The organism is Phaeocystidibacter marisrubri, assembly GCF_008933165.1.
Taxonomy (GTDB): domain Bacteria; phylum Bacteroidota; class Bacteroidia; order Flavobacteriales; family Schleiferiaceae; genus Phaeocystidibacter; species Phaeocystidibacter marisrubri.
On sequence record NZ_WBVQ01000002.1, the window covers coordinates 540,611 to 553,243 of the forward strand.

Sequence of the window (12,633 nt, forward strand, 5' to 3'; positions counted from 1 at the left end):
CACTAAAAGCCGTTTGTCATGTATTTAGCAATGGTCGTTGTCTTCATTTTGGGTTACGCAGCAATTGCGTTTGAACACCAAATTCACATTGATAAGGCAGCCTCTGCTCTAGTAACGGGTGTTCTTTGTTGGACACTTTACGTTCTTGGAGCTTACGAAATAGTGGACTTTAGCGGAATAGACGAAGCTGTTCTCAGCATACTGAATTCGCATTCCCACGAACCATTAACACAAGAGCTCCTAATTACAGAATACGTCACCCATCACCAGATGTTGGAGTCGCTTTCTGAAATTGCAAGCATCCTCTTCTTCCTTATTGGTGCAATGACCATTGTAGAATTGGTAGACGCTCACGAAGGATTCACTGTAATTACAGATAAAATTCGCACCACTTCCAAGGTGAAGTTGATGTGGATAATCGCCATTCTTTCCTTCTTCTTTAGTGCGGCACTCGACAACCTTACGACATCCATTGTAATGGTTTCGCTTCTCAAGAAACTCATCGACGATCAACAGACCCGCTGGCTGTTCGCTGGTTTGGTAGTTATTGCGGCAAACGCCGGGGGTGCATGGTCGCCAATTGGAGACGTAACGACCACCATGCTATGGATTTCTGGTCAGATTACGACTGGGGAAATCGTAACGGGTGTATTCTTGCCTTCATTGGTTTGTCTCATTGTTCCATTGACGATTTTATCGCTTAGAACCAAGGGCACCATCAAGCGACCTGTTCGTCAGGAAACGGCTGATCACTACCTGGATCCTACCACTCCAATGGAGAGAAACGTGGTATTCTTTGCCGGTGTAGCAGGACTTTTATTCGTCCCTGTCTTCAAGAGTATTACACACCTTCCTCCATTTATGGGAATGATGTTGAGCTTGGGTTCTCTTTGGATATTGACTGATATTCTCCACAGAAGTAAGAATCAAGCCTTCAAATCTCGTCACAGCGTTATTGGTGTGATTCGCAAAATCGACACCCCTTCTGTATTGTTTTTCTTGGGAATTCTACTTGCCGTAGGAAGTCTCCAAAATGCGGGACAACTAACGCAGATGGCCAATATGCTAGACAACTCCATCGGTACAGATACGGAAACAGGAGTGTATGGAGTAGGAATCATCATTGGACTGTTGAGTTCCATCGTAGATAACGTTCCATTGGTAGCAGCGTCTATGGGTATGTACCCAATCAATCCAACCGGCTTCTTCGCACAGGATGGTTTGTTCTGGGAATTCCTCGCTTACTGTGCTGGTACAGGAGGTTCTGCCCTTATCATTGGCTCTGCCGCTGGTGTAGCCGTAATGGGCCTCGAAAGAATGTCCTTTGGCTGGTACCTCAAGAAGATCTCTCTACTCGCTATCATCGGCTATCTCAGCGGTGCGGTAGTGTATATTTTGGAGCACGTTTTGTTTCATTGAGTTCGGAGATTTGGAGTTTCGGGTTAGGGTTCGGGGTTTCAGGTTCGGAGTTTCGAGTCCTAAGTATGGAGTTATACATTATTGAAAGCCTCGGCAGAAATCTTGGGGCTTTCTTGGTTGTCAGGCTATAGTCTATAGTAGGCGGCCTTTACCCCCCTCCCTGCGAAGCCACCTGCGTAAGCGAATTGCGAAGCTACCTGCGCAAGCCCTTGCACAGCCCTTGCGAAGCTACCTGCGCAGCCCTACACAGCCTCCACTAACCCCACATTGTTAATATCCTTTAAGAGAGGCGCAACTAAGGGGAGATGAAAACTGCTAAGTTTGGACAATATGCTAAACTCCGCGCGTTATACGTTGGAGTAAAGAGATCCGAACAAAACACTGAATAACAATGTCCATCACGGCTTTGAACTTCCTTCAAATTGACATGGCAAGCACTCCAGTAGATACTGCGGGCGCTGCAGAAACCACTGAGAAAACCCTTTCTGTCATCAGCTTGATTACAAGCGGTGGTATTGGAGGTATTGTTATCATGGGTATGCTCTTCGTGCTATCCATTATTGCAGTCTACATATTTGTGGAGCGATTTGGCGCCATCAAACGTGCGAACAAGCAAGACCCGAACTTCATGAACAACTTGAAAGACCACATTGCCAATGGCAAGATGGAATCGGCCAAGGCACTTTGTGAAAGTACCGATACACCTGTAGCTCGACTCTTGGAAAAAGGAGTAGTGCGCATTGGTAAATCAATGGGCGATATTTCTGCCTCCATTGAAAACCAAGGTAAAATCGAGGTTCAAAAACTAGAAAGTGGTTTGCCTTACTTGGCAACAATTGCCGGTGGTGCTCCTATGATTGGTTTCTTGGGAACGGTGATCGGGATGGTATTGGCCTTTAAAGAGATGGCCAATGCAGGCGGACAGATTGACGTGAGCTTGCTTGCCGAAGGTATCTATACCGCAATGACAACTACTGTAGGGGGTCTCTTTGTGGGGATTCTCGCTTACTTTGGATACAATTACCTCACTACTCGTGTAGAGAGCGTGATCTACAAAATGGAAGTTAGCGCTACCGAATTCTTGGACTTGCTTCACGAACCCGTATAACCCATCAACCTCAAACGATGAATTTCAACAGAAAAAATAAGGTCAGTGCCGATTTTGCCATGAGCTCCATGACAGACTTGGTATTCCTTTTGCTGATCTTCTTTATGTTGACATCCACGTTGGTGACTTCACGTGCATTGGATTTGAATTTGCCAAAAAGCAATGCACAAACCGTGAAGCGACAGGATGTTGATGTATCGGTAACGAAAGATTTGCGCTACTCGGTTAATGGTACGGAAATCAATGTAGGTCAACTCGAAACGGTCATTATGGACGCAGTTCGTGGAATTGAAGACCCCGTGATAATCCTCCATGCCGACCAAGACATTGCGCTTGGAGACGCTGTTCACGTAATGGATATTGCGTATCGGAATCGATTGAAGATTATCTTGGCAACGGATCCTAAATAAGTAGACATGGCTACGAAAGATGAAAGAAATGGAAGAATTGGCACCATCGTGTTTCACGCGGTGATCCTCATTCTATTCTTCTTTGTAGGCTTAAAATATCAAGACCCACCACCCGAAAACGGAATCGCCATCAACTTTGGTTACGATGCAGTGGGCGGCGGAACAACCAGTTCGGCTCCTTCGGAATCTGAGCCCCAAGTAGAAGAAACGGTAACACAACCTACTACCCAGCCTACCGAAACGAATGTGGCTACCCAAGATGTTACCGATGCACCTAGTGTAAATACTCAGGAGCAAACCACCGAACCCACTCAAGAGACACAACCCGACCCACAACCGGACAGTCGACTAACAGGAGCATTGAGCAGCGTTAGAGAAGGAACGGGAGAAGGTGAAGGCGCAACAGAAGGTGGAGGAGATCAAGGTGACCCAAATGGCGATCCAAATAGTCCAAACAGAACAGGTGTTGGCGGAACCGGAAGCGGAGGTAATTACCGCTTGGGAAATCGCAATGCACTGTCACAACCAAAACCGACGTACGATAGTCAGGATCAAGGACGTGTGGTTGTTAAAGTCTACGTAGATAGAACCGGACGTGTAGTGAGAGCTGAACCAGGAGTAGATATTCCTGGCGACGTAGCCACGAACGTCTTTTCATCCGTTCTTTTTGACCGAGCCAGAGCAGCTGCCTTGGCTACCAAATGGCAAGGTGATCCCAACGCTGTTGAAGAGCAAATTGGGTACATCATTTACTACTTCGGTAAGCAATAAATCACGTGGAATCATTTCGCGAAACCGTTGAATGGCTTTACACTCAACTACCGGTTTACCAACGCACCGGACCTGGTGCCCATTACAAGATCGACTTAGATAAAACGCACCGCCTGATGGAACTATTGGACCATCCGGAAGGTGCGTTTCCTTCTATACACGTTGCCGGAACCAATGGTAAAGGCAGTGTATCACACATGTTGGCTTCCATCCTTCAGGAGGCAGGCTACAAAGTAGGCCTCTACACCTCCCCTCACCTAGTTGATTTTCGTGAGCGCGTGAAGATCAATGGAGAACTCATGCCCGAGGAAGAAGTCATTTCCTTCGTGAATCGCTACAAAACCCATTTCCAATCCTTGCAATTGAGCTTCTTCGAAATGACCGTAGGATTAGCCTTCGATACGTTTAGAAAGCACAAGGTTGATGTTGCGGTGGTTGAAGTGGGAATGGGAGGTCGACTAGACAGTACAAATGTGATTATTCCTGAGGTGTCAGTGATCACCAACATCGGATTGGATCACACGGCATTCTTAGGAACTACCATTCCAGAAATCGCCGCAGAAAAAGGGGGAATCATCAAGCCGAATGTCCCCGTAATTATCGGACAAAAACAAAGTAGCACAACCCCAGTCTTTCGCGAAATTGCGAAGAAGAACAACAGTCCCATTTTCTTCGCAGAAGATGAAGTCTTTGAGTCCTTGGAATCCGACTTAAAAGGCTATTACCAGAAGCACAATATCCGAACTGCCGTGTGTGCGATACGGACACAAAAGAAGTTCTCCGTAACCGATGAAAATATTGAACACGGATTATTGAATGTGGTTCGAAATACCCGATTGGCTGGTAGATGGCAAACGCTTTCTGAAAATCCTTATGTCATCTGCGACACCGGGCACAATGAAGATGGAGTGAAGTACATCTTACAACAACTCAGCGATACTCCTCACAAAAAGCTGCACATGGTCTGGGGGATGGTGAACGATAAGGACATCCGAAAAGTGCTTTCTATGCTTCCAAAGAGCGCACAGTACTATTTTGCCAAACCCAGCATTCCTCGTGGACTTGACGCCAAAGAATTAGCCGACGCCGCAAAAGAAGCACACTTGGTAGGAGCCGCATACCCATCAGTAATGGATGCCATAGAAGCCGCTAAATCAAACTTTTGTGAAGGCGATTTGATCTTTGTAGGCGGTAGTACGTTCGTGGTGGCCGACGCTCTGTCTTAAGGGAGATAACCCAGCTTCTTCAAACTGACTTCTAAATGAACCCGATCTGGATAGGGGTGTAAATCCGTGAAACACTGTTCATATTCTTCGGTTAGAAGGGTTTCTTTACAATGGTTCAAAGCCGCCTTGTTCTCGCGTAGCGGAAAAACGATCTGTCTGGAAGCATTCCAACTTATCACTACAAAAAGCGCAACCACGCCTGTGGCGTAAACACTATAATACTTCCACCTAGCGGAACTCCAATAGAGCGCAAACAACACCAAGGGAGACATCGCCAAATAACGAGCAGCATGTGCATTCCCTGCACCAGAAGACCATCGAGTATAGGTATTCAAAGTCCAGTAAACCATAATCAGTGCAACTAGAATCCAACGGGGATGTATCATCTTCTTTGCCGAATCAACGGTTGGTAATATCCAGATGGTCAAACTCAAGATAAGGACCACAATCCCAACCCAAAGCTGAAACTCGTGTGCTTGCAAGAAGACGAAATTGGTAGTCAATTCGAGTCCATACATTAACATACCCAGTGCCGAAGTTGAACCTTCCAATGTGGCTGCGCTTTGATCTAAATCTGCTGTAGTAAGCAAGTACATGCCCAAAGCGAAGATGAAAATCAAGTACGCCAAATACTCTGCTCTGTTTAGGGAATCTTGAAAAACACGAATGAAGGAGAAGCCCGCAAAGGCCAATACCACCAAATTAGAGTTGAAGGTAAAAGCAGCGCAAAACAAAATCACTAAAGTGAGCACTTGCCTCAACATCCTTCTCTTCAAGTAATGCAGGGCGATAATAGCTGTCGCAAAAAACACAGTGAATCCGTGAATGTATGGCACTCGGATCGTGGCCATTAGCAATCCGGGATAGAGGAACACAATGGGAATGATTACATCAGCATACGTCCAATACCCCCTACTCTTTCTGGAAATGAAAAGTGCAAGCAAGGATGAAAATAACCACAACGCCCCTTGTGTATAGGCGTGTGCTGAAGCACTTGTAATCCCCAAGTTGAAATAGGTTGAATACAGCAGATAAGCTACCCCCATTCGATGAGGTCCATGCTGGTGAGAAAATCCATTCCAGAGGCCATGTTCATTTAGGGCCACATCTACAATGTGCCATGAATCACCTGCATACAAATCAACGGAATAATACTGTAGCTGATATCCAAAGTAAAGGCTACTCAGCAAAGTGACAATCAGCAGTACTACTCGAGCATAAGGGGCTTGCTTCTTTGGATTCTCCAAGGGTTCTCTAGAGTTTATGGGATCGAGTATAGCTATACTTTACGGTCTCTCCATTACTTTCAACATACAGCTCTAAGGTATCTCCTTCCACTTTAAAAGTACTGAACTCTCTAGGCATATTGTCTCCGTATTCCACCCATTCTACCCTTTGTCGGTGTGGATGAATACGATAGGTCCCCATATGTACTTCATCGCCATCCGTAATCTTGTAAACGTTGTCCCAACGCATAAACAGAGTGTATCGATCTCCATCATAGGCCTCCCCATTAACGGAAGAAAGCTCCCACAGACCAAGTAGCTTATCTCCTTCTGTAGGCGGAACCGATTCCACTTTCACAAGGTGAACAACTACGGTCATTCCCTCCTCTTCGCGTTCCCATGTCATGTTTCCATCTTCAGTGAACATCACTTGAAAGGCACCAAATTCATCGTCTACGCCATTGGTAGTTTCAATGGTGAGTTGTCCCTCCGTAAACTGATACGTGCCTTCGGAGTGCTTCTTCCATCCATTTCCACCTTCATGCGTTCCATCTGCGTGAAAGGTCGACCAACGCGCATCGGGCGTCATGGTGTTTTCCCCCACCTGAACTCGTACTACTAGCCATGTCCCTATCAACTCTTGCTGCGACCAAAGGGTAGTCGACAACATCAAACTTATGATTAAGACGAACTTGTGTATTCTCATTTCTATCAGTTTAAGGAATAGATCATCTCTACTACCCCCGACGAATGGACAACTACCTTCGGTTTGCCCAACATGACATTCTCTTTCATCTCTGCCGTCAAGTCAATACCCGATTGAAGAAAGATAGGCATCACAAATAAGCGAACCTCATCAACCAATCCAGCTTCAAGCATTCGAGCATTTGTTGAACCGCCTCCTTCGAGCCAGATGTCTTTGTCGGAAGTCATGCTCTTCAACTCCTCAATCTTAGTTTCAAGATCAGATTTCACAAAAATCACATGACCGTTATCCTCCGGTGTCTCCTTTCTAGTCACCACATAATTATCAAGCCCGATGTACGGAAATTCTATATCCCATGAGATCAACTGTGCGTAGGTGCTGTAACCCATGATGGTCGTATCTACCGTCTTCAAAAAATCAGCGTAGCCGTAATCCAACTGGTCTGGATTGGGTATTTGTTCCAGCCATTCAACGCCGCCATTGGCATCGGCAATTTTGCCATTAGCACTAGCAGCTATGTAGAGGATTAACTTCCGCATGCATGAAAATTTCAAAAAAGGTACGAAGTGATGGGAGATGTTCGTTCAGTGACTAGAATAATCGCACATTTTACTGCGGCATTCAAATTGCTATCTTCGGTATTATGAAACACATACTCTCCCTAATTCTCATCGGCTTTAGTGCAACCTTAATGGGTCAGCATGAAGAACTTGCTCAAAAATGTTCTGCATTCGTAGCCGATCACGACAGTCTATACGAAAAGAAATATCTGAACATCTCCAATCCTCCCATTGGCGATATTGACGACACGGATTACGAATTTGCCGAGCGCTTCATGCTGGAAAGTCGTGATCGAGTAAAATCGAATATCGACAATAACATTTATGCGAAATACTACGTAAATGTATATGGCTACGCCGATGAATACGACCGTGACTGGGCTTTAAAGCACTGGTTTTCAAACTTCATAGAAGGGGAAAGCATTCGCCCAGGAAGGGATAAAAGGAGCTATGATTACGCTCACCCTACCATCATCATCATCAACAATAAAGACGTTGCTATCCTGCACTACGAATGTCAGTTGTACGACCGCGACTCCTTTCAGAATTGGCGTGAAAAAATGCTCAGTTACTTCGGTGATGTAAACAGTATTGTTATCGAAGTTCAGTGTGATGGCCCACTCAAATGGACCAAAAACCCACCAGATCCGAGAGACAGAAGATGGAGATAATTACTCCTCCCAATAAGCGGCCACGAGCCGCTTTTGTTTTTCTAGCGTGAGGCGATAATCCTTTCGAATCACCAACCACTTCACGGCGGCTTGAACCATGGAGTTCTCTCTCGAGTTTACCAAGAACACCGAACTCTCACCAATGCGGAACCTTCTTCGCTCTGCATCTAAGAGGGTGTTGGACATGTTGTAGACTTCCTCTGCTTGCAACCATTGCTGGGCGAGGTTGTAGGATTGTGTCTGAAGACCTATCAACTCAGCTTCTGCTTCTTGAATAGCATTAAGTCGCTTTAATTCTGCTTCGTGATATTTAGCTTCTGCTGCATCGGCATTTCCCCTAGCTTTTCTCAAGAAGAGGGGAATATTCACTTGTACCCCCCATTGATAATTATCGGGAAGGTTCCATGTAGCGTCTCCTGCCCCTCCTCGAAGGAAGTTGTACTGCACACTCACGTCTGGCCAAAGTTGAGCGCGTTTCCACCTGCGTTGATTCAAGGCACGATCCACTTCTACTGTCAATGCGGCTACTTGTGGTTGATCCGCAAGCATGGCGTAGAGTTTAGTACTATCGTTCGGGATAATGAAGTCAAGGGCCGAAAGATCGGGATGAATCGAATCTGGCACTTCCAAAGGCACGCCTCCATCGGTCCACAGCATTGCACTTAAAGACGCTCTCGCTTTAGCGGCCTTTGCTGCGGCCTCCTGCGTGTTTAGCTTTCGATTGTACCACTGAATTCTACTTTCAACAGTATCCATTGCTGGACGATCTCCTGTTTCATAGGCGCGTTTCAACCATTCAAAGCGCTCTTTGGCCAGTTGCTCTACCTCCTTGTAAATCGAATATTCGGCCTCCTTCAAAGCCCATTCAAAGTAGCGAACATGGGTTTCGTACATCACATCGCTATACGCCAATCGTTGCTCTGCTTCTGTACGATCTACCACCAGTTGGGCATCGCGAAGCATAGCTCGCCTTTCATCCCAAATTAAATCGCCACCTACGGGAACACTCACCCCCACTTTCCACAACCCCTCGTTGGGCATGGTTTCTTGTGGATTGAGATAAACTCCTTCAGCAAATGCACGGTAGGCATAAACGTCCACTCCTAACCAAGTGGGGAGCTTCAAGCCAGCCTGACCATATTGAAAATACTCTGTTCCTTCAAACTGCTTTTCTGAATAATTTCCAGATAGATAAGGATCGAAAGAACCACGAGTAGCCATCACATTGGCGTTTGCACCTTCCATTCTATATTCCAAGCTGCGAACTACCGGATGGTGACGTTCTACCCACGTCAATACCGTATCCAGACTTAAGCTCACTTTTTGTGCCGAAAGCCCGAGACTAAAGAATAGCGCGATGATTCCTAGACCCCACCTCATTTGGAAGAAGAGTTAGAAGATGTAGACTTGGTACTTGAACTTGAGTTCGAGGTTGGATTCTGCGGCGCATCATACGACTCAGCTGGGAAGCCATTGATCTGTCGCCAGATCTCATACCACACTGGAACCTCATCCAACAAAATGTATGCACGAGCCCCCGTTCCGAAAGGCAATCTATCCGGCCAATCCTCCGATGGACGAAGTAATATCCTAAATGTACCGCCCGCTTCTGGAGTCTGACTCACCACCGCCACATGAGCAGAATATGTACCGAAGTTCAAATCGGGCTTTCCACTAATTGCCAATGCTGGAAAACCTTCAAATTCGATTTGAGCCAAGTGACCTTCTTCCAACAGCGGCATGTCCATAGCGCGCACATGAATCTCCACGGCTCTATCATCAGAGGTGGGAAAGAGTTCGGCGATTGGTGTTCCCGCCGAAATGTTCTCACCGATACCTCGAATGTATATTCGACTGACGACTCCTTCTTGAGGAGCACGTACGGTGTGGTACGACTGACGAACTTCCACGGTGTTTCTTCGGTTCTGTAACTTGGCAATTTCAGCCAATGCAGCCTCGCGATGAGAAATAGCCGTGTACTGTTCACTTCTGGCCTTCGCAATGTATTCCGCATAATCTGCCTCCAAGCGCTGACGAGCAGCTTTGCTTTGTCGCCACTGGTTCTCTGCACTTGTCAGTTTAGCCTGCGCCTCTTGTAGTGATTGAAGTCGTTGTTCAAGCTCATATTTGCTCTTAATTCCCTCTCGGTAAAGCGTATCGGCTCGTTTGTATTGATTCCCCGCCAACTCGTAATTCACGCGTGCAGCGGCAAAATCTGCGCTATCAGATTGAATCTTTAGGTCCAATTCACCTCGCTTAATTCGCAAGCTCAACTGCAAGGCCTCTACTTGATCTGCTTGAGCATTTGCCTTGTTCAAGTAAGCTTCAGCCGCGGCAACTTTCGCATTGAGTTCTTGATCGATACGTTCCAGCAAATTGGGATCGAGATAAGAAGCGTCTACTTCGCTTAGGTAAGCAAGGGTATCGCCCTCTTGAACAGTGTCCCCTTCGCGAACAAACCAACGTGTAATTTTTCCAGGAATAGGAGATTGGACATCTTGAGGACGAACCGCTGGATCGTAATTCGTGATCTTCCCATAGCCAGAAATGTTTTGCGTCCATGGTACAAACAACAGCAAAATCACAACAAACGTCAGCACTGCAGACCATCGCACAAATCGCTTGATCGTCTTACTAATCGAAGTCTGATCGAATGTCTTTACCACTTCTGGATCAACCTTATCTCTTATGGGATTTCTTGAAATGTTCAGCATATCAGAAAAGGAGATCAGATTGAACTTCGCTTGGCAACTGTGAAGCTGGGCCGCTGTAGATGATTTTTCGGTCTTTTAGCACCACCACTTTAGAACAGCGCATTACAACGTCTTCTCTATTGGAGGCAATCAAGGTCGTCCCCTTCTGTTCAAAGATGGAATCCAACATTTGATTGCGAAGCGTCTTTTCGCAGTGTTCTAACTTATCGTGAATCAATAGAATTTTTGGATTTCTAAGCAGTGCACGAAGGAGAATCAATCGTTGTCCCGTAAAATGAGAAATGTGAACCGACTCGTATGAAATGCGTTCATCGAATCCTTTTGGAAGACTCTTGAACCAATCGTATAATCCCACTTTCTTCAACCCATCAATAACGATATGATCCGAAGCGGTAGAATTTCCTACAATCAGATTCTCTCGCAGCGTTCCTTCAAAAATGGCCTCCTGACTCAAATTATCCCCCAATCCACATCGATAAGAGAACAGGTCAAGGTTGTCCAATTGAATACCATCAATATAAATATCACCCATCGTATCTGGATGAAGGGCAGCAACCGATCGCAATGCACTGGTTCTGCCACTTCCGGCATACCCCATCACCGCCAATTTCTCTCCCGCTTCTAGTCGAATGTTGGTCTCATCAAGAGTCACATCAAGCGGCCAGGCCTCTACATTGAAGTCCAATGTACGGCCTTCATCGCCCTCCAGTGGACGTTCGAGAACACCGGCTAATTTCTCTAAGGCCGTTACCGTATCGAAAAGAGGTTCTGCCAATTTGATCAACTTGTCTGCGTTGTTCGTGATCAAGATGAAAACAATTTCAACCGCCACAAATTGACCGATGCTCATCTGCTGTTGGAACACGAGGATTCCACCAAAAATAAGGAGCATAGCCGTTAGAATGAATCGGAATCCAACGAGTTGAGCATACTGAAGCACTAACACTTTAAAGTGTGATTTTCGAGCTCCCAACCACAATTCCGTGAGTGATTTCGTCTTCAAATTAGGCCACTTGCTATTGCCCGCCAACTTAAAGGTGTTCATGGAATTGGCCATTTGCTCTAACCAATATGCCACCTTGTATTTGTAGGTACTCTCATCCAAGCTAGTTCTCAAACCGCGCTTCCATGTTGACCGGAAGATCAAGATGACCAAAAGGACAACCACTGCACCCGCCACCACAAACAAGGAGTGATAAACAGAAAGCAATAGAAGCCCAAAGAAAATCTGTAGTGCACTCGTGGAGGCGTCAAGAAGAACCTTGGGAACTGCCTTCTGCACCGTAAGGGTGTCAAAGAAGCGGTTGACCAATTCTGGAGGGTTATCGCCCACTAGTGACTTCGGATGAAGTCGGGGTATACGATAACTAAATGCGATGGTAGATCGAACAAAGATTCGCTGTTGAAGGCTCTCCGTAATTTGCATTTGCAGGATCTGAAGTACGCCAGCAAACAAGATGGCAGCGAGAACAACCCCCACTAAAAACCACCAAGAAGCGCTGGGCCTTCCTCCCATCACCAAGTTGATAATGGCCTGAAACCCCAAAGGCAAGGCTAAGCCAATGGCACCGTTCAAAACGGCAAAAAACAGTACGTAGAAAACTTCCTTCTTATCCTGTACAAGGAGTCGATACAAGCGCTCTAAGGGTGAAATTTTGGGCATGCTCATCCAAGAGTGTTGTTATTTTACAAGCAAAGGTAACATCTCAAAAGCCTGACGGTTTAATGCTTACAGAGATTTTAAGAGAAATTTCACAAGTAATCTCACATTGTATAGAAGGTATGTCGAGAATGTTAAGGGGTTGATATGCGCTAGCCAGGC

Annotated in this window: 12 protein-coding genes; 6 read left to right on the plus strand and 6 right to left on the minus strand. The window is 46.0% G+C overall.

What is annotated here, in order from left to right:
* Positions 1 to 18 precede the first annotated feature (18 nt).
* The 5 genes from nhaD (at position 19) to F8C82_RS09860 (ending at position 4,934) form a co-directional block, all read left to right on the plus strand.
* Positions 19 to 1,419: a sodium:proton antiporter NhaD gene (gene nhaD, locus F8C82_RS09840; protein WP_151693418.1), complete on the plus strand. Its 1,401-nt coding sequence runs from the start codon at positions 19 to 21 to the stop codon at positions 1,417 to 1,419.
* Positions 1,420 to 1,846: 427 nt separating this feature from the next.
* Positions 1,847 to 2,527, plus strand: coding sequence for a MotA/TolQ/ExbB proton channel family protein (locus F8C82_RS09845; protein ID WP_151694078.1), 681 nt, complete (start codon positions 1,847 to 1,849; stop codon positions 2,525 to 2,527).
* Positions 2,528 to 2,544: 17 nt separating this feature from the next.
* On the plus strand, positions 2,545 to 2,937 hold the full coding sequence (locus tag F8C82_RS09850; RefSeq protein ID WP_151693419.1) for an ExbD/TolR family protein: 393 nt from the start codon (positions 2,545 to 2,547) through the stop codon (positions 2,935 to 2,937).
* A 6-nt stretch (positions 2,938 to 2,943) separates the two neighbouring features.
* On the plus strand, positions 2,944 to 3,708 hold the full coding sequence (locus F8C82_RS09855) for an energy transducer TonB (RefSeq protein WP_151693420.1): 765 nt from the start codon (positions 2,944 to 2,946) through the stop codon (positions 3,706 to 3,708).
* 5 nt (positions 3,709 to 3,713) lie between these two features.
* On the plus strand, positions 3,714 to 4,934 hold the full coding sequence (locus tag F8C82_RS09860) for a bifunctional folylpolyglutamate synthase/dihydrofolate synthase (RefSeq protein WP_151693421.1): 1,221 nt from the start codon (positions 3,714 to 3,716) through the stop codon (positions 4,932 to 4,934).
* Here the strand turns inward: F8C82_RS09860 and F8C82_RS09865 are convergent.
* The 3 genes from F8C82_RS09865 to F8C82_RS09875 are packed head-to-tail and all read right to left on the minus strand — an operon-like array spanning position 4,931 to position 7,405.
* Positions 4,931 to 6,181, minus strand: coding sequence for a hypothetical protein (locus tag F8C82_RS09865; protein ID WP_151693422.1), 1,251 nt, complete (start codon positions 6,179 to 6,181; stop codon positions 4,931 to 4,933). The genes F8C82_RS09860 and F8C82_RS09865 overlap by 4 nt on opposite strands.
* 7 nt (positions 6,182 to 6,188) lie before the next feature.
* Complete coding sequence (locus F8C82_RS09870) at positions 6,189 to 6,866, minus strand: hypothetical protein (protein WP_151693423.1); 678 nt, start codon at positions 6,864 to 6,866, stop codon at positions 6,189 to 6,191.
* Positions 6,867 to 6,871: 5 nt separating this feature from the next.
* Positions 6,872 to 7,405, minus strand: coding sequence for a dihydrofolate reductase family protein (locus F8C82_RS09875; RefSeq protein ID WP_151693424.1), 534 nt, complete (start codon positions 7,403 to 7,405; stop codon positions 6,872 to 6,874).
* A gap of 104 nt (positions 7,406 to 7,509) precedes the next feature.
* Between F8C82_RS09875 and F8C82_RS09880 the strand changes: the two genes are divergently transcribed.
* Positions 7,510 to 8,097 carry a hypothetical protein gene (locus F8C82_RS09880; protein ID WP_151693425.1) on the plus strand — a complete coding sequence of 196 codons (588 nt, stop codon included), beginning with the start codon at positions 7,510 to 7,512 and terminating at the stop codon, positions 8,095 to 8,097.
* On the opposite strand, the gene F8C82_RS09885 is transcribed toward F8C82_RS09880, so the two are convergent.
* From F8C82_RS09885 to F8C82_RS09895, 3 genes are read right to left on the minus strand one after another with little or no spacing between them, the layout of a single operon-like run.
* Positions 8,098 to 9,477 carry a TolC family protein gene (locus F8C82_RS09885; protein WP_151693426.1) on the minus strand — a complete coding sequence of 460 codons (1,380 nt, stop codon included), beginning with the start codon at positions 9,475 to 9,477 and terminating at the stop codon, positions 8,098 to 8,100.
* The gene (locus tag F8C82_RS09890; protein WP_151693427.1) at positions 9,474 to 10,811 is read right to left on the minus strand and encodes an HlyD family secretion protein; all 1,338 of its coding nucleotides are present in this window, start codon (positions 10,809 to 10,811) and stop codon (positions 9,474 to 9,476) included. The genes F8C82_RS09885 and F8C82_RS09890 overlap by 4 nt, the downstream gene beginning before the upstream one ends.
* A 1-nt stretch (position 10,812) precedes the next feature.
* On the minus strand, positions 10,813 to 12,480 hold the full coding sequence (locus F8C82_RS09895; RefSeq protein ID WP_151693428.1) for an ATP-binding cassette domain-containing protein: 1,668 nt from the start codon (positions 12,478 to 12,480) through the stop codon (positions 10,813 to 10,815).
* Positions 12,481 to 12,633 lie beyond the last annotated feature (153 nt).